General features: G+C 72.6%; 13 protein-coding genes and 1 pseudogene. 7 read left to right on the top strand and 7 right to left on the bottom strand.

Translation table 11 applies throughout. From position 1 onward, the window contains the following. A pseudogene (locus ACFE86_RS14670) lies at positions 1-756 on the top strand (phosphoenolpyruvate carboxylase); the annotation flags it as partial. A 12-nt stretch (positions 757-768) separates the two neighbouring features. Here the strand turns inward: ACFE86_RS14670 and ACFE86_RS14665 are convergent. From ACFE86_RS14665 to rfbF, 7 genes are all read right to left on the bottom strand, one after another. Then, the gene (locus ACFE86_RS14665; RefSeq protein ID WP_375456066.1) at positions 769-2,388 is read right to left on the bottom strand and encodes a glycosyltransferase; all 1,620 of its coding nucleotides are present in this window, start codon (positions 2,386-2,388) and stop codon (positions 769-771) included. Next, positions 2,385-7,586: a rhamnan synthesis F family protein gene (locus ACFE86_RS14660; RefSeq protein ID WP_375456065.1), complete on the bottom strand. Its 5,202-nt coding sequence runs from the start codon at positions 7,584-7,586 to the stop codon at positions 2,385-2,387. The genes ACFE86_RS14665 and ACFE86_RS14660 overlap by 4 nt, the downstream gene beginning before the upstream one ends. Positions 7,587-7,711: 125 nt before the next feature. Continuing rightward, a complete protein-coding gene (locus tag ACFE86_RS14655; RefSeq protein WP_375456064.1) occupies positions 7,712-8,620 on the bottom strand; it encodes an NAD-dependent epimerase/dehydratase family protein in 909 nt (302 codons plus the stop codon). After that, positions 8,617-9,159: a dTDP-4-dehydrorhamnose 3,5-epimerase family protein gene (locus ACFE86_RS14650; protein ID WP_375456063.1), complete on the bottom strand. Its 543-nt coding sequence runs from the start codon at positions 9,157-9,159 to the stop codon at positions 8,617-8,619. Before ACFE86_RS14650 ends, ACFE86_RS14655 begins: the two co-directional genes overlap by 4 nt. Before the next feature lie 4 nt (positions 9,160-9,163). After that, a complete protein-coding gene (locus tag ACFE86_RS14645) occupies positions 9,164-10,393 on the bottom strand; it encodes a methyltransferase domain-containing protein (RefSeq protein WP_375456062.1) in 1,230 nt (409 codons plus the stop codon). A gap of 58 nt (positions 10,394-10,451) precedes the next feature. Beyond that, complete coding sequence (gene rfbG / locus ACFE86_RS14640; RefSeq protein WP_375456061.1) at positions 10,452-11,564, bottom strand: CDP-glucose 4,6-dehydratase; 1,113 nt, start codon at positions 11,562-11,564, stop codon at positions 10,452-10,454. Then, the gene (gene rfbF, locus ACFE86_RS14635; RefSeq protein WP_375456060.1) at positions 11,561-12,328 is read right to left on the bottom strand and encodes a glucose-1-phosphate cytidylyltransferase; all 768 of its coding nucleotides are present in this window, start codon (positions 12,326-12,328) and stop codon (positions 11,561-11,563) included. Before rfbF ends, rfbG begins: the two co-directional genes overlap by 4 nt. A 292-nt stretch (positions 12,329-12,620) precedes the next feature. Between rfbF and ACFE86_RS14630 the strand changes: the two genes are divergently transcribed. From ACFE86_RS14630 to ACFE86_RS14605, 6 genes are all read left to right on the top strand, one after another. Continuing rightward, the gene (locus ACFE86_RS14630; RefSeq protein WP_375456059.1) at positions 12,621-13,286 is read left to right on the top strand and encodes a DUF1045 domain-containing protein; all 666 of its coding nucleotides are present in this window, start codon (positions 12,621-12,623) and stop codon (positions 13,284-13,286) included. A gap of 10 nt (positions 13,287-13,296) precedes the next feature. Further along, positions 13,297-13,917 carry a chloramphenicol acetyltransferase gene (locus ACFE86_RS14625; protein WP_375456058.1) on the top strand — a complete coding sequence of 207 codons (621 nt, stop codon included), beginning with the start codon at positions 13,297-13,299 and terminating at the stop codon, positions 13,915-13,917. Positions 13,918-13,998: 81 nt separating this feature from the next. After that, positions 13,999-14,802 carry a phosphonate ABC transporter ATP-binding protein gene (phnC, locus tag ACFE86_RS14620; protein WP_375456057.1) on the top strand — a complete coding sequence of 268 codons (804 nt, stop codon included), beginning with the start codon at positions 13,999-14,001 and terminating at the stop codon, positions 14,800-14,802. A 40-nt stretch (positions 14,803-14,842) separates the two neighbouring features. Beyond that, the gene (phnD, locus tag ACFE86_RS14615) at positions 14,843-15,772 is read left to right on the top strand and encodes a phosphonate ABC transporter substrate-binding protein (protein ID WP_375456056.1); all 930 of its coding nucleotides are present in this window, start codon (positions 14,843-14,845) and stop codon (positions 15,770-15,772) included. 22 nt (positions 15,773-15,794) lie between these two features. Next, complete coding sequence (gene phnE / locus ACFE86_RS14610) at positions 15,795-16,679, top strand: phosphonate ABC transporter, permease protein PhnE (protein ID WP_375456055.1); 885 nt, start codon at positions 15,795-15,797, stop codon at positions 16,677-16,679. Next, a partial coding sequence (locus ACFE86_RS14605; protein WP_375456054.1) for a PhnE/PtxC family ABC transporter permease occupies positions 16,676-17,127 on the top strand: 452 nt, incomplete at its 3' end. The genes phnE and ACFE86_RS14605, both read left to right, overlap by 4 nt.

Raw genomic sequence — 17,127 nt, 5'->3', positions numbered from 1 at the left:
CACCCGCGCCAGATGCGGGCGATCCCCAACAACGCGATCCTGCACCAGCTCGGCTACCTCGCCAATTCCCTGCACGGCCTCGGACGGGCGGCGGGCCGCGCGCCCGACCTGTTCCGCGACATGCGCCGCGACTCGGTGCGCTTCTCCCGCGCCTTCCGGCTGGTGCAGCACGCGGCCTCGGTCGGCGACCTCGACGTGCTGCGCGCCTACATCGACACGCTGGACCCCGCCGTGTGGCTGGAGCGCGCCCGCCGCACCCGGAAGGACGGCCGGCGCGACGAGCTCATCGTCATCGCAGGCGCGCTCGACCGGCTCGACCTCGCGCCGGCCCTGCGCCGCCTGTTCGGGCGGCTGACCTGCGACTGGCTGAGCCTGCAGAGCGCGGCGCCCGACCTGAAGAAGATGTCGGTGCGGCTCACGCTGCTGCACGCGATCCGCCTCGCCCTGATCCACAAGATCTGGTTCACGGCCGTGCACATCCCCGGCTTCCGGCCCCAGGCGGGGGTCAGCCGCGAACAGTTGCTGGAGCGGTTCCTGCGGCTGGACATCGACGGCTGCCTCACGCTGCTCGACGAGATCTTCCCCGTCACCCCCGACCCGACGCTCGGCCTCAACTTCGGCGAGCCCGCGGGCCCGCGGGATGTGGGCACCTACGAGGCCGAGCACACCGGCCTGTTCCAGCCGATCCGAAGGATGTTCGCCCAGGTGCGCGAGATCTCGGGCATGATCCAGCACGAGGTCGGGGCGTTCGGGTGAGGGTGCGACCGGTCACGACCATTCGGTCGGCCGGCAGTCGCTCCGGTCCCGCGGAAGGTGCGCGTTGTAGAACGGATCGGCCGTGATCACGTCGGCCCAGCGCATCGTGAAAGCGGCCTCGTCGGGGACGCTCGCGGCCGCGCGGGGCAGGGACGAGCCCTCGAAATGGGTGAGCTTGGCAAACGGCGTGTAGACGATGCGGTAGCCGGCTCGGCCGAGCCGCAGGCAGAAGTCGATGTCGTTGTAGTCGATGGCCATTTCTTCGTCGAAGCCGCCGATTTCGCGCACGAGGCTCATGCGCGTGGCCAGCACCGCCGCCGTCACGGCGGAGTAGTTGCGGATCAGGTGGGTGTAGCCGTTGTAGCCGATCTCGCCGTCGCGCAGATGATGGAAGATGTGCGTGGAGCGGCCGAGCACGCCCAGCACCACGCCCTGATGCTGCACGCGGCCGTCGGGATAGAGCAGGCGGGCGCCGACGGCACCGATCCCGGGCCGGCCGGTGAAGCCGAGCAGCGCCTCGATCCAGTCGGGACTGATCACCTCGATGTCGTCGTTGAGCAGGATCACGTCCTCGGTGCGCACGCACGAGAGCCCAAAGTTCATCAGGCGCGGGAAGTTGAAGGGCTGCGTGATGCGATAGGGTTCGATCCGCACGCCCTTCGCCGCCATCTCCGCCCGGATCGCCGCCGGCATGTCACCGGAATCGACCACCACGATCTCGTAGTTCGTCCAGGTCGACCGGGTGCGGATGCTGTCGACGGCATTGCGCAACAGCAGGATCTCGCCGCGTCCCGGCACGATCCGCTCGGTACCCCTGGTGAGGATCAGCAGGGTGACGCGCCGCTCGGCGGCCACCGGCCAGACCACCCGGAAGCTGCCCTGGAACAGCCCGTCCTCGACCCGCGCCGCCGGGTCCTGCCCGCGGACGAAGTCGGCCAGCGCGGCCCGCGCGTTGACCAGCGCCTGCGGCTTGGCGTCGACCACCGCCGCCGCCGAGCCCGGGATCTTGCGCCAGTGGTAGAGCACGCCCGGCACGTGCACGACCCGCCGCGCCGCCGCGGTGGCGCGCAGCGCGAGGTCGTAGTCCTGGGCACCCGTGTAGGCGTGGCGCAGGCCGCCCACCGCGAAGAACAGGCGCTTGCGCATCACGGTCAGGTGCAGGACGTACATCACCGACTGGAGGTGCTCCGGCGACCAGTCCGGCTTGAAGTACGATTCGCTGCGCGTGCCGTCCGGCTCCAGCTTGTCCTCGTCGGAGTAGAACAGGTCGGCGTCCGGGTTGGCGGCGATGGCCGCCAGCATCGTCGCGACCGCGTGGGGCGCCAGCACGTCGTCGTGGTCGAGGAAGCCGACGAACTGTCCCGTGGCGAACTCGGCGGCCGCGTTGGTGGCGCGGGCGATGTGCAGGTTCTCGCGACCGTGGATGACCTTGATGCGCGCATCCGTGCCGCGATAGTCGCCGAGCACGTCGCGCACGTCGGGGTGCGGCGAGGCGTCGTCGTAGAGGCAGAGTTCCCAGTCGGGCGAGGTCTGCGTCAGCACCGAGCGGATGGTCGCCTCCAGCACGTCCGCGGGCGTGTCGTAGACGGGGACCAGGAGGCTGATCCGGGTAGTGTCGGGGGGGGGCGTCACGCCGGGCCTCCTGCCTCGGCGGCGGCGGTCGCCGCCTGCCAGATGTCGTCCAGCGCCGCGCGGGCGGCCGCCGTCGTGGCGTCGGGTCCGAACAGGGCCGCCACGCGGGTCCGTCCGGCCGCGCCGATCCGCCGGGCGCGGTCCCGATCGTCGAACAGTGCGCGCATCGCCGCGCGCAGCGCGTCCGGGTCCGGGTCGGCCCAGGTGTAGTTCGCCGGGTAGGGCGCGTTCCCCGCGCCGACCTCCGCCAGGCGGTAGGGCACCGGCAGACTGGCTTCGGAGTCGAGCATGTCGATCGCGCCGCCGTAGTTCGTGGCGATCACCGGGGTGCCGGCGTTCATCGCCTCGACGATCGTCAGGCCGAGGCCCTCCGAGCGGTGGGGCGAGACGTAGGCGTCGAGCAGGCCGACCAGCGCCTCCATCTCGTCGTCGGCGTAGAGCGCCTCCGAGAAGACCACGTCGGGGCGCGTCCCCGCGATCGCCAGGATGCGCGCGATCGTCGGGTGGTCGTGGCGGCCGTAATGGACCTTGACGAAGCAGCAGGCGCCGTCGGACGCCGCGAACTCGGCGACGTAGGCCTCGACCAGCGCGAGCGGGTTCTTGCGGTCGAGGATGCTGCCGGCGTCGGCGAAGTAGCCGAAGGCGAAGCGACCTTCGGGCAGGCCGAAATGGGCACGGCCGTAGGCGCCGGCCCTCGCGATCTCCGGCAGGATCGTCGGGCGCACCACCCGCGTGCGCACGGTCGAGGCCGCGTCGATCGCCCGCTCCAGGAAGGTGCTCGCGCACCAGACCTCGTCGAAGCGGGTAAGCACCAGCAGCCATTCTGGCTTCAGCGACACCAGCTCGAAATAGGGGATCACGATGTTGTAGCGGGAGCCCCGCACCAGGTCGTCGAAGGCCGCCGGGTCGGCGACGGAGATGGCGAGCAGCAGGTCCAGGTTGAGGTGCGTGATCTGGATCGGCTCGTCGCCGTCCGGCGGGCCATCCACCGCGATCTGTCGCACGCGCTCGAAACCGCGGGTCCAGTTGAACGCACGCGTCCGCGCTCCGCTCGCCCGAAGGCAGCGGAGGTAGCCGCGCGCGCTCGCGCCGATGCCGTTCAGCGCCTGCACGGGCGCCACGAGGCGGACGCCCGGCGACCGGGCCGCCTCCGGCCTCCACCGCCGCAGGGCCTGCAAGGTCCTGTCCGGCTCGGACGGGAGCCGGCCGCGAAGGGCCTCGGCCGTGCGCGCGAGGAAGCGGTGCGGCGGTTCCTCGTTCGTCCACCGGCCGGCGTCCTGGACGTGGTTGTCCCATCGAGCGCCGCCGTCCGGCGTGAACTCGACGAGGCCCACGCGGGCGGATTCGGCCGCCGCGATCAGGCCGAACATCCGTTCGACGCCGTGTGCGATCAGGCCGTCGTTCGCCGCGGACACCTCGAAGTCGTACCGGTCCCCGAGCAGCTCTCCCAGCCGATCGAAAAGACCGGGCCGGAACCAGAACATCGTCCCGGCAAAGAAGCCCCACCGCCGCGGGCGCGGGCCGTGCGGATAGAGATCCCCGTAGAGACGCTCGACCGCCGCGCGGTTGTCACGACTGAACGTTTCCCCGTCGAGGTAGAAGTCCCGCGCGCCGACGAGGGCGAGCGTCGGGTCCTTGGAAAAGCTCCGGATGATCCGGCCGACGAGGGGCCTGCCGCCGAGCACCGCGTTCAGGAGCAGGTGGCGCCAGGTCGCGGGTTCGGTGCGGCCCTTCTTCGTGTGGATCTTGCACACGGCGTCGTAGGTCCGGCCGCGCGCGCGGACCCGTTCCAGGGCCGCGAAGAACGGCGCGATGTCGAAGCCGCGATCGGTGACGGGGATCAGCACCGTGTCCGGGTGCAGGCGCCGGAGACGGCTCCTGACGCTCTCGTGGGCTGTCTCGGGGAGCGTGACGTAGAGGTCGAAGGGCGATTCGATCGACCGCAGGTGGCTTTTGATCTGCGCGATCAGTTCCGGATAGTAGACGTGCGCGATGACGGCGACGCGCGTGTCGGCGTTGTCGGTGTGGGGGCGGCGCCCCTCGGCCCGGCCGTGCGCGAGGAAGTGGGCCAGGGGTTCGAGCCCGGTCGCCGCGGCGGCGGGGTAGGCGGTCCGGTACCAGCCGGTCTCGAAGGACGGGCCCGGATCGAGGTCCTGCCGCGACCCGAGCGCGGTGAAGTGCCGGAACGCGCCGAAGCCGGGCGGCATCAGCGCCGCGTGACGCGTCCGGTACCACGCGGGCTCGAACAGCGGGTTGGGCGCGAGCCCGGCGGCCATCCCGATCACGGCGTAATGACTGAGCGGGTCGGCGCCCGAGGCCGCCACCGCCGGGTTCTGCGCGGCGTACCAGTCCGGATCGAACAGCGGCGTGGTCGTGCGCGCCGCGCCGCTCCCGTGCCGGAGATGGAAGGCGAGCGGGTTCAGGTCCGCGTCCCCGGGATGGCCGCGGCGGCCGAGGAACCAGCCGGGCTCGACCAGCGGGCCGGGGCGGCGGCCTTCCTCGGCGCCGATCCGGGCGTAGTGGAGCAGGGGTTCCTGCGCACCGATGTCGGGATGGCGCGCGCGGTACCACGCCGCGTCGAACAGCGGATGCGGCGACAGGCCGAGCGCCGCCCCGACCGTGAGGTAGTGCAGCACCGGGTCGCCCACTTCCGGCCCGGCCGGCGCCTGCCGGGCGTACCAGTCGTCGGCGAACACGCCCGCCGCGCGGATCGCCCCGGCATCGGCCGGCAGCGTCCCGTGCAGGTGATGCGCGAGGCGCTCCCACGCCGCCCCGGTGCCGGCGGGCTGGGGGTGGGCCGACAGGTCGAACAGCGGGTGCGGGTCGCGGTCCTCGGCGGCGCCGTCCTGCACGAAGTGCATCAGCGGGTTGAGGCCGGCCTCGGCGACGTCGGGGTTCTGCGCCCGGTACCAGCGGCCCGAGAACAGCCGGTTCGGGTCGCTGGTACCGGCGGCGCCCTCAGTGAGGTAATGCGCCAGGGTGTTGCGGCCGCTCGCCCGCACGTCCGGGTTCGCGGCGGCATACCACGCGGCGTCGAACAGCGGGTGCGGGGCGCGGCCCTCGGCATCGCCGCATTCGACGTAGTGGCGCAGCGGGTTGCCCCCGTCGACCGCGACGCCCGGGTTGTCGGCGAGGTACCACGCGGCGTCGAACAGCGGATGCGGGTCGCGCCCCTCGGCGGCGCCGTGGTCGAGGTAGTGCTGGAACGGCGTGACCGCGGTCGCGGCGGCGTCGGGATAGCGGCCGGCGTACCAGGAACTGGCAAACAGCGGGTGCGGATCGAACCCGCTCCACGGCCCCGCGGCGACGAAGTGCTCCAGCGGGGTGATGCCCGCCTCGCCCAGCTCCGGATGGCGCGCGCGGTACCAGCCGGCGTCGAACAGCGGGTGCGGGTCGCGCAGGTCCGCGAGCCCGTGCTCGATGTAGTGCCGCAGCGGGTTGACCCCGGCGGCGCGCACGTCGGGATAGCGCCACAGGTACCAGCGCCCGTCGAACAGCGGGTGCGGATCGAGTCCCTCGGCCGCGCCGACCGTGAGATAGTGGACCACCGGGTTCAGGCCCGAGCGCGCCAGGTCCGGGGCGCGCGCGCGGTACCACGCCCCGTCGAACAGCGGGTGCGGGTCGCGCGCCTCGGCGGCGCCGAAGCGGAGATAATGCGTCAGGGGATCGGCCCCGGTCCCCACGACGTCCGGGTATCGCTGCCGGTACCAGGACGGCGAGAACAGTCTTGCGACCAGCCGGGCCCGTCCGCGCTCGAAGCGCGGGACCGGCCGGCGCAGGCCGCGGGACCGGACGGGCGGTGGCGCATCGGCCGCCGTCGGCGCGGCGGCCTCGGGAAGCGCCCGGCCCGCCTGCCGCTCCGGCTGCCGCCCGCCCGGCAGCCACGACAGGGGCGAGGACCGCGCGAGGTCGGCGGCCAGGGCCTGCCGGGCCGCCTCGACAGCGCCGCCCAGGCGTTCGATCCGGGCTTCGACGCGCTCGATCCGCGGCGCGGCGCGGCGCTCCGCGAGCCGCACCTCCGACACGACCTGCCGGAGGCCGCCGTCGAGGCCGGCCGCCGTCTCGGCCTGCATCCGCGCCAGCGCCGCGAGGATCTTGTCCCGATCCTCCGCCGCGGCGGTCTCCTGCGCGCGCGCGGCGGCGAGCCGTTCGACCTGCTCGCTCGCGAGGCGGTGCGCCGCCGCCTCGGCGGACAAGGCCGCGCGCAGATCGGCTTCCCGCGCCGCGGCCTCGGCCAACGCATCCGCCTGCGCCGCCGCGGTCTCGGCCTGCCTCCGCTGCCCGTCCGCGTGCTCGGCGGCGTGACGCGCGGCCCGCTCGTCGGCGGCTGCGGCGGCTTGGCCGGCCTGGGCGAGCGCGCCCTCCAGGCCGGCTGCCCGGGCCCGCGCCGCGTCGAGGAGACGGAGCAGTTCGGCATCGAGCGCCCGGGCGGCAGCGTGGCCGAACAGCATGGGGTCGAGGGTGCTTCGCGGCGCCGCGGCGGCGACGTCCCGGAGCGGCACGACCTCGGAGTGCTCGCCGCTGAGAAGCCGCCGGTAGGGCCGGTTCTTCTCCAAGGCAAGCTTCTCGATCACCGCCAGCGAATCGTAGAAGCCGATGCCGGCGACCTCCCGGTTGGCCCGCATCAGCCGCCGCAGTTCCTCGGGCTCGACCTCGTGCGGGGCGACGTGGTCGGCGTTGAGCGCGTCGATCAGGCCCTTCAGCCACGCGATCGACGCGTCCGGCCGCCGGAAGCCGCCCCCGTGGGAGGCGTAGTAGCTGCAGTGCAGGTCCTCGATCACGTACAGCCCGCCCGGCCGCACCCGCGGGAACAGGATCGGGAAGGTCGCGACGACGTCGCTCGACCGGTGCGACCCGTCGTCGATGACGATGTCGAAGGACTGCCCGCCCAGCACCGCGTCGACGGCCTCGGCCCGGGTCGCGTCGGCGACGAAGGCGCGGATGCGGTCGCTGTCGAAGGCGAGGCCGCCGACCTTCGGGTCGATGTCGAGGCCGGTGACCGTCGAGCCGGCGGGCAGCACCTGCGCCCAGAGCTCCAGCGAGCCGCCGTTCTGAACCCCGACCTCCAGCAGCGCCACGGGCGCGCCGCGCGCCCGGAAGCGCGCGAACTCGCGCGCGTAGACCGCGAGATACTGCTCCCACTTGTCGACGGCCTTCCCGGTCTTGCGGAAGAACGCGTCGGTGAGATCACCGGTCATTCACGTCGATCTTCGTCTGGCCGGGGGCCGGGCGCGGCCGTGCCGGGCAGGTCGTCCAGGATTGTGGCGCCGATGCGGCGCCGCGTGGGCGACCGGGACCGGCCGCGACGCCGGCGCACGCGCCCTCACGCCGACGCCCCCGGGGATCGCCCGGCCCACCACGCGACGGTGTCGGCGAGGCCCTCGGCCAGCGTATGGCGCGGCACGAAGCCGACCGCGTCGCGCAGCCGCCCGGCATCGGCCGCGATGCAGGCCGGCTCGGCGGCGGCCAGGGCGCGCGCGCCGAAATCGATGCGGTCGGCCCCGCCGGTGACGGCGGCGACGCCGAGCAGGATGTCGCGCACCGGCACCCCCTGCCCTGAGCCGATGTTGACGGCGCCCCTCGCCTCGGCGTCCAGCAGCGCGGCGAAGGCCCCGGCCACGTCCGCGACGTGGAGGAAGTCCCGGCGCTGCAGCCCCAGGCTCGTGGCGAACCGCTCGCCCGCCTGCAGGGCGCGCACGGCATCGCCGACGAGGCGGCCGGTCTTCTCGCCCGGTCCGTAGAGGAAGAACAGGCGCCCCCAGGCGAAGGACAGGCCCGTGGTCGCAGCGTAGGCTTCGAGCACGCGGCGCAGGCCGTCCTTGGCGGCGCCGTAGAGCGTCGCCGGCACGCAGGCACCGTCCTCGCGCAGGGTGTCGGGTCCCCAGGCGTACTCGGCGCAGGTGCCGGCCGCGACCGTGCGGGTGCCGCCCGCCTCGTGGAAGGCGCGCACCAGGGACAGGCTCGCGCTCACCCAGTCGAGGTTGAGGGCCGAGCGCCAGTACAGGCCGGGCTCGGCGTACCAAGCCAGGTGCAGGAGGTGGCTGGCGCGGATGCCCGCGACCGCCGCGCGCATCGCGCCCGGATCGAGCAGGTCGGCCGCGTGGAAGGTCACGTCCGGATGGCCGGGATCGGTGCGTCCGAGCGCGTGGATCGCGTAGCCGCGTGCCGTGAGCGCACCGATCGCGTGGCCGCCGACGAAGCCGGTCGCGCCGGTGAGGAGGACGCGCTTCACGGCGCCGCCCGTCCGGTCCAGTCGGGGAAGGCGCGGTCGCGCTCGGCGATCACCGTCACCGGCTCCGGCCAGGTCAGCGCGAAGGCCGGATCGTCCCAGCGCACGCCGCGGGCGGCGTCCGCGACGTAGGGCTTGTCGATCATGTAGAGGACCTCCGTCTCGTCGGCCAAGGTCTGGAAGCCGTGCGCGAAGCCCGCCGGGACGTAGAGCGCCGCGTGGTTGGCGGCGGTGAGCTCGCACCCGACCCAGTGCTTATAGGTCGGCGAACCGGGGCGCAGATCGACGATCGCGTCGAGGATCGCCCCGCGCGTGCAGCGCACGAGCTTGGTCTCGGCGTGGGGCGCGGCGGTGAAGTGCAGGCCGCGCACCGTGCCGCGGCGCAGATTGAACGATACGCTCGACTGCCGGAACCCGGCGACCAGCCCGCGCGCGGCGAAGGTGTCCTCGCAGGCGGTGCGTGCGAAGAAGCCGCGCGCATCCGCCTGCGGCTCCGGCACGATGCGGAAGGCGCCGGGCAGCGGCAGGGGCTCGAAGCGCATCGGCTCAGCGCACGTCGAGCGCGGGGATGCAGGTGACGAACCGGCCGCCCCAGTCCCGGATCGCCGCCATCTGCTCGAACACCTCGTCCTTGATGTTCCAGGGCAGGATCAGGACGTAGTCCGGGCGCAGCGCCAGCATCGCGTCCGGCGAGACCACCGGGATGCGGCTGCCCGGCAGCAGCGTGCCCTGCTTGTGCGGCGAGCGGTCGGCCACCGCCCGGACGAGTTCCGGGCCGATCCCGCAATAGTTCAGGAAGGTGTTGCCCTTGGCCGCCGCGCCGTAGCCGCACACCCTCTTGCCGGCCCGGCGCTGCGCAATGAGGAAGTCGAGGCTGTCGCACTTGATGGCGACGACGTCCTCGGCGAATCGCGCATAGCCCGGCAGCGCGAAGAGGCCGGCGGCGCGCTCCGCGCCGATCACCCGTTCCACGGCAGGGGTCGCGGCATGGGCCGCATCCCGGTGGCAGAAGAACACCCGCAGCGAGCCGCCGTGCGTCGGAAGCGCCTCGACGTCGAACACCCGCAGGCCGTTCCGTTCGAGGAGGCCCGACACCACCCCGAGCGAGAGGTAGGAGAAGTGCTCGTGGTAGATCGTGTCGAACTGCTTCTCCGCGATCATCCGCAGCAGGTGCGGGAACTCGAAGGTGCCGGCGCCCTCCGGCTTGAGGATCACCTGGAAGCCCGCCACGAAGTCGAGGATGTCGGGCACGTGGGCGAGCACGTTGTTGGCCGCGGTGAGGTCGGCGGCGTGGCCCTCGGCGACGAGGCGGCGGGCGGTCTCGGCCCCGAAGAACGCGACCTCGCTCGGCACGCCGCGCTCGCGCGCGACCTTGGCGACGTTGGCCGCCGGCTCGACCCCGAGCACCGGCACGCCGCGGCCGACGAAGTACTGCAGCAGGTAGCCGTCGTTGCTCGCGACCTCGACCACCTTGCTCCCGGGTCCGAGGGAGAACCGCGCGGTCATCGCCGCGACGTAGCGTTCGGCATGCGCCAGCCAGCTCGTGGAGAAGCCGGAGAAGTAGGCGTAGTCGGAGAAGATGTTCTCCGGCGTCTCGAACGCTTCGAGCTGCACCAGCCAGCATTGGTCGCAGACGAAGGCGTGGAGCGGCAGGAACCGCTCGCCCTCGCGCGCCCTGGCCATCGGCACGTAGGCGTTCGACAGCGGCGAGAGACCGAGATCGGCGACCGTGTGGCTGAGCGGGGCGCCGCAGGCGCGGCAGCAGGGGCGGTTCATCGGCTGATCCCTCGAAGCTTCGCGCGTCCGGCCGGCCCCGCCGGGCCTGGCGTCCCGTTCACGCCGCCGAGCCGCGCGCCTCGTAGCGCGCGATCTGGTCCAGGGTGAGGTCGGCGGCCGCCGCCCCCTCTCCCTGAGCCCGGTACCATTGGCTCGTCCACGCCAGCGCCTCGTCGAGGCGCAGGCGTCGGTCCCATCCGAGCCGGGCGCGGGCCTTCGAGGCGTCGACCTTCAGGAAGGTCGCCTCGTGCGGGTGCGGCCCCGCGGAGAGGTGCCACGCGGCGCCCATTCCCCAGGTCTCGGCGAGCCGGTCGACGACGCGGGCCACCGGCTGGCAGTCCGCGTCGGCGGGCCCGAAGTTCCAGCCCTCGGAAAAATCCGCGCCGTCGGCGCCGGCCAAGCTCTCGGCGAGGCGGAGGTAGCCGCTCAAGGGTTCGAGCACGTGCTGCCACGGCCGCGTCGCGTGCGGCGAGCGGATCTCGACGGAGCGGCGTTCCCTGAAAGCCCGCACGATGTCGGGGATCAGGCGATCGAGCGACCAGTCGCCGCCGCCGACGACGTTGCCGGCGCGCGCGCTGCCGATGCGGGCCGGATGGCCGCCGGGGCCGAAGAACGAGGACCGGTAGGCGCTCGCGACGAGTTCGGCGCAGCCCTTCGAGCTGCTGTAGGGGTCGTGGCCGCCCATCGCCTCGCCCTCGCGATAGGCCCAGACCCATTCGCGGTTCTCGTAGGCCTTGTCGCTCGTGACGATCACCACCGCCTGGACGGACGTGCAGCCGCGCGCCGCTTCGAGCAGGTGCACGGTGCCCATCACGTTGGTGGCGTAGGTCCCGACCGGATCGGCGTAGGACGGGCGCACCAGCGCCTGGGCGGCCAGATGCAGGACGATCTCGGGCTTCGTGTCGGCCATGCAGCGTTTCAGCGCGTCGAGGTCGCGCACGTCGGCGAGCCGCGTGTCGGCGCGATCCCGCGCGACGAGGTCGAACAGGTTCGGCTGCGTGTCGGGCGCCAGCGAGAAGCCGGTGACGCGGGCGCCGAGGCGGGCGAGCCACAGGGTCAGCCACGCGCCCTTGAAGCCGGTGTGCCCGGTGACCAGCACCCGCCGGCCGGCCCAGAAGGCCGGATCGGGGTTGCGTGCGCCCGGCGCAGTCGCGGCCGTCGCGGTGGTCACCACGTCTTCCACGGGGCCTGCTTGGCCGCCCAGAGGGCTTCGAGGTGGTTCTTGTCGCGCAGCGTGTCCATCGCCTGCCAGAACCCGTCATGGCGGAAGGCGGAGAGCTGCCCCTCGCGGGCAAGCTGCTCCAGCGGCTCGTTCTCCCACACGGTGCTGTCGTCTGCGACGTAGTCGAGCACCTTCGGCGAGAGCACGAAGAAGCCGCCGTTGATCCGCGCGCCGTCGCCCGCCGGCTTCTCGCGGAAGTTGCGGATGCGGTCGCCCTCCGTCTCGAGTGCCCCGAAGCGGCCGGGGGGCGCCACCGCCGTCAGCGTCGCGAGCCCGCCGTGGCTCTCGTGGAACCGCCGGAGCTGCGTCAGGTCCACGTCGGACACGCCGTCGCCGTAGGTCATGTAGAACGGCGCGTCGCCGACATAGTCGCGCACCCGCTTGAGCCGGCCGCCGGTCATCGTGTCCGAGCCGGTCTCGACCAGCGAGACCTTCCAGTCCTCGGCGGCGCTGCGATGGAACGCGACGTCGCCGCTTCCGACGTGGATCGAGACGTCGCTGAGGTGGAGCCGGTAGTTCAGGAAGTACTCCTTGACGACGTAGCCCTTGTAGCCGAGGCAGATGATGAATTCGCTCACGCCGTGAGCACCGAACATCTTCAGGATATGCCAGAGGATCGGCTGGCCGCCGATCTCGACCATCGGCTTGGGCCGGGTCACGGTCTCCTCGGAGAGCCGCGTGCCGAGTCCGCCGGCAAGGATCACTGCTTTCACACCGGTCTCCGGTCCGTCGCTCTTACTATAAGCCGGCCGCACCGATCGCATCGGCGACCCGCGTGCGCGCAGGGTCTCTGGCTGACATCCGTCGCGCCGACACGGAATACGGCACCTGCCGCGACAGGCAAGCCTCCTGCCGGCTGCCCGGACCGCCGAGCCGGCCGGCGCCCGGTCGCCCAACAGGATCGGGTGGGGGATCGGTTCGGGATCCGACGGGGTTGACCCGGCCCGGCGCCGTACCCGATCACGTCGGATCGGGTACGGCGCCAGAACTTCGAGAGCCAAGGCATTGGATACGGCGGAGCGGTACGCGCTTTATTACACACCGGAGCCCGCCTCGGCGCTCGGCCGCTTCGGAGCCGGCGTCCTCGGCGACGGGCCCCTGCCGGGCTGGGCGGCGGCTACGCGGGGCGCACTCGCCGCTGTCACGGCCGAGGCGCGGATCTACGGGTTCCATGCCACCCTGAAGGCGCCGATGCGCCTCGCCCCGGGGGCGACGGAGGGCGATCTCCTAGAGGCGTGCGCCGCCCTGGCCGCGCACCGTCGGAGCGTATCGGTCGGCCGCCTCGAAGTCGCGGGCCTCGGCGGCTTCGTCGCGCTGGTGCCGGAGGCGCCGCCCCCGGGACTCGGTCTCTTCGCGGCCGAGTGCGTCGCCGCGCTGGACCCCCTGCGCGCGCCCCTGACGCCGGCGGAGCGCGACCGGCGCCATCCCGGGCAGCTCGACCCGCGCGGGCGGGCGCTGCTCGATCGCTGGGGCTACCCCCACGTCTTCGACGCCTTCCGCTTCCACATGACCCTGACGGGCCGTCTCCCCGCGGAACAGCGCGATCTCTGGCGGGCGCGGCTGGCCGAGGCCTGCCCCGCTGTCGCCCTGGCGATCGACGCGGTCACGGTCCTGCGCCAGGACGGTGCGGCGCCGTTCCGCATCCTGCGCCGCATCCCGTTCACGCCGTAGGAGACCACGCATGGCGGCCGAAAGACTCGGGCCCGAGCCGGTGATCGATCCGACGGCGCGGGTGTCCGGATGCCGGCTCGGGCGCTACACCGAGGTCGGCGCCCGCACAAAGCTCACCGAGACGACCCTCGACGACTATTCCTACATCGTCGATGACGGCGAGGCGATCCACGCGCGGATCGGCAAGTTCTGCTCGATCGCCGCCAAGGTCCGGATCAATCCCGGCAACCATCCCTTCGAGCGGGCCTCGCAGGCGCACTTCACCTACCGGGCGAAGTCCTACTGGCCCGAGGAGGAGGACGAGGCCGCCCTGTTCGCGCGGCGTCGCGCCCTGCCGGTCGTCATCGGCCACGACGTCTGGATCGGGCACGGCGCCGTCGTCCTGCCGGGGCGGACGATCGGGACGGGCGCCATCGTCGGAGCCGGGGCGATCGTGACGCGCGACGTGGCGCCCTACGCGATCGTCGTCGGCAACCCGGCCCGGCCGCTGCGGCGGCGCTTCCCCGAGCCGGTCGCCGAGCGCCTGCAGGCGCTCGCGTGGTGGGACTGGGACCACGAGCGGCTCCGCCGCGCCCTGCCCGACTTCCGGGACCTCCCCATCGAGGCGTTCCTGGAACGCCACGAGGGCTGAACGGGCGCGTGCGTCCGGGGTGTCATCCTATCGTCGCGGGCGGGGCGTCTACACGGGGCATCGCTCGCGGCGGACGCACGCATGCTCATCGTCGAAGACCTCACCCGGCGTTACGGCACCCGGCACGCGGTCGATCGGGTCTCCCTGCGGATCGAGCCGGGCAGCTTCGTCGGGATCATCGGGCGCTCGGGCGCCGGCAAGTCCACCTTCCTGCGGATGCTCAACCGCCTCGCCGAGCCCTCGGCCGGGCGGGTTCTGTTCGACGGGCTCGACGTCACGGCGCTCCGCGGGCGCGACCTGCGCCGCTGGCGCGCCCGCTGCGCGATGGTGTTCCAGCAGTTCAACCTCGTCGGGCGCCTCGACGTGCTGACCAACGTGCTGATGGGGCGCCTCAGCCGGGTCCCGAGCCACAGGTCGCTCCTGAAGCTGTGGTCGCCGCAGGATCGCGCCCTGGCGCTGGCGGCGCTCGAAGGCTTCGACATGGGCGGGTTCGCCGCGCACCGGGCCGACCAGCTCTCCGGCGGCCAGCAGCAGCGGGTCGCCATCGCCCGCGCCCTGGTGCAGGAGCCCGACATCATCCTGGCGGACGAGCCGGTGGCCTCGCTGGACCCGCGCAACACCAAGCTCGTGATGGACGCGCTGGCCGACGCCAACAGGCGGCTCGGCATCACCGTGCTGTGCAACCTCCACTCCCTCGACCTCGCCCGCGCCTATTGCGACCGCCTCGTCGGCCTCGCCGACGGCCGGGTGGTGTTCGACGGGCGCGCCTTCGACCTCACCGAGGACGTGGCGCAGCAGCTCTACGGCCTGGAGGCCGGCGAGGTGATGGACCGGCCGCCGGCCGTGCGGCGCCACGCCGCCGCAGCGGCCGCCCTCGTCGCCTGATCCCGCCACCCCCTTCGACCAACCGTTCCCGGAGACCGACATGCTCGACCGTCGCACCTTCGCCGGCGCCCTCGCGGCGCTCGCCCTCCTCGCGACGCCCGCGTCCGCGCAGGACTGGAAGGCGAAGTTTCCCGAACTCACCCTCGGCGTGATCCCGGCGGAGAACGCCTCGGGCACGACCGACCGCTACGCGCCGCTCACCGCCTACCTCGCCAAGGCGATCGGCGTGCCGGTGAAGCTGCGCGTCGCCAACGACTACGCCGCGGTCATCGAGGGCCAGCGCGCCGGCAACATCCAGATCGCCTTCTACGGCCCGGCTTCCTTCGCCCGCGCGGCGATGACCGGCGTCAAGCTCGAGCCGATCGTCAATCAAAAGCACAACAACGGCGCCTCGGGCTACTATTCGGTGATCTACGTGCGGGCCGACAGCCCCTATAAGTCGATCGCCGATCTCAAGGGCAAGAACCTCGCCCTGGTCGATCCGAACTCGACCTCCGGCAACCAGGCCCCGCGCTTCTTCCTGAACAAGGCCGGCTACGACGTCGACAAGGTCTTCGGCAAGACCGTCTACGCCGGCAGCCACGAGAACGCGGTGCTCGCCCTCGTCCAGGGCACCGCCGACGCGGCGGCCAACCTGTGGAACTCCGAGACCGACACCATGGTCACCCGCATGGCGACCAAGGGCATGCTGAAGAGGCCCGACGGGTCGGCCATCGGGCAGTCCGACTTCCGGGTGATCTTCAAGTCGGAGTTCCTGCCGGAGGGTCCGTTCGCGATGCTGGCGAGCCTGCCGGACGACCTCAAGGCGAATATCGGCAAAGCCTTCGCCGACCTCCCGAAAGCCGACAAGGCCGCCTTCGACCGCCTGTCCGACGGCAAGGACCTCGACCTCACGCCGGTGACCTTGAAGGACTACCAGCCGATCATGGAGATGCTGAAGTTCAACGACGAGCAGCGCCGCAAGTCCTGAGCCGCCGCGCCAGGGCGCCGCGATGGCCGGGCGGATCGTCCAGCCGGCCCCCGGCCGTGCCGCGGTGCTCGCGGAAGCCTACGCGCAGGCCGTCGGCTCGACGCGGCGGCGGACGCTGACGACGCTCGCCGTCGTCCTCGTCCTGACGGTGCTGTCCGGGCTCATGGCCGAGGTGCGTCCGCTGGTGCTGGCCGACAACATCGGCAACGTCACCGCCTATCTCGGCCGGACCCTGCCGCACCTCACCCTCGGCCATCTCCGGGGCGACGTCGCCGAATGGTACTGGGGCCTGCCGAAATGGGCCGCGCTGCTGGGCGAGACGCTGCTGATGGCCTATCTCGCGACGCTGCTCGGCGGCGTCGCGGCCTTCCTGCTGTGCTTCGGCGCGGCCGCGAACCTCGCGCGCACGCGGGCCGGGTGCTTCCTCGCCCGGCGCTGCCTCGAAGTGTGCCGCACCGTGCCCGAGATCGTGTTCGCGCTGCTCTTCGTGATCGCCTTCGGCCTCGGGCCGATGGTCGGCGTGCTGGCCATCGCCCTGCACACCGCCGGGGCGCTGGGCAAGCTGTTCGCCGAGGTCGTCGAGAACATCGACATGAAACCCGTCGAGGGCCTGACCGCGTCGGGCGCCTCGCGGATCGTGACGATCCGCTTCGCGGTGCTGCCGCAGGTGCTGTCGAACTTCGCCTCCTACGGGCTGCTGCGCTTCGAGATCAACGTGCGCGGCGCCGGCGTGATGGGCTTCGTCGGCGCCGGCGGCATCGGCCAGGAACTCCTCGTGGCGATCCGCAACTTCTACGATACGGACGTGAGCGCGATCCTCCTGATGATCATCGCGACGGTGATGGCGATCGACCTCGGCACGGAGCGGCTGCGCCACCGCCTCATCGGCCTGGAGGGCGCGCGGTGAACCCGCCTCCGCGCGCTCGGGCCGTGGATCTCGCGGGTCTCCGGCAGCGCCATCCCGAGGCGTTCCGGACCGCGTGGGCCGGCCGCCTCGCGGCGGTCGGCACGGTGGCCGCCCTCCTCGGGCTCGCCGCCTTCGCGATGGTGCGGCTCGATTTCTCCGGCGCCCGCATCGTCCACGGCCTCGGACGCCTCGGCGAATTCTCGCTCATGATGCTGCCGCCGTCCTCGGGCGGGCGCCTGCCCGACTTCCTCCATGCCCTGGGCGAGACCCTGGCGATCGCCTTCCTCGGCACGCTGGTCGCGGCGCTGGTCGCGTTCCCGGTGGCGTTCCTGGCGGCCAAGACCGTGGTGGCGAACCCCTTCGCGCACGTCGCGGTCCGGCGCGGGCTCGACGTGATCCGCTCCGTCGACGTGCTGATCTGGGCGCTGATCTGGATCAACGTCGTCGG

It is taken from the genome of uncultured Methylobacterium sp. (assembly GCF_964244095.1).
In the GTDB taxonomy this organism is placed as follows: domain Bacteria; phylum Pseudomonadota; class Alphaproteobacteria; order Rhizobiales; family Beijerinckiaceae; genus Methylobacterium.
Note: the sequence above shows the minus strand (reverse complement) of the source record. Positions and strands in the feature narration are given on the sequence as shown.

Bases quoted from the DNA above. Each gene is read 5' to 3' on its own strand.
- phnD (WP_375456056.1), top strand. From the start codon at position 14,843: ATGCTCGACCGTCGCACCTTCGCCGGCGCCCTCGCGGCGCTCGCCCTC.
- ACFE86_RS14660 (WP_375456065.1), bottom strand. From the start codon at position 7,586: ATGACCGGTGATCTCACCGACGCGTTCTTCCGCAAGACCGGGAAGGCC.
- phnC (WP_375456057.1), top strand. From the start codon at position 13,999: ATGCTCATCGTCGAAGACCTCACCCGGCGTTACGGCACCCGGCACGCG.
- ACFE86_RS14625 (WP_375456058.1), top strand. From the start codon at position 13,297: ATGGCGGCCGAAAGACTCGGGCCCGAGCCGGTGATCGATCCGACGGCG.
- phnE (WP_375456055.1), top strand. From the start codon at position 15,795: ATGGCCGGGCGGATCGTCCAGCCGGCCCCCGGCCGTGCCGCGGTGCTC.
- ACFE86_RS14645 (WP_375456062.1), bottom strand. From the start codon at position 10,393: ATGAACCGCCCCTGCTGCCGCGCCTGCGGCGCCCCGCTCAGCCACACG.
- ACFE86_RS14650 (WP_375456063.1), bottom strand. From the start codon at position 9,159: ATGCGCTTCGAGCCCCTGCCGCTGCCCGGCGCCTTCCGCATCGTGCCG.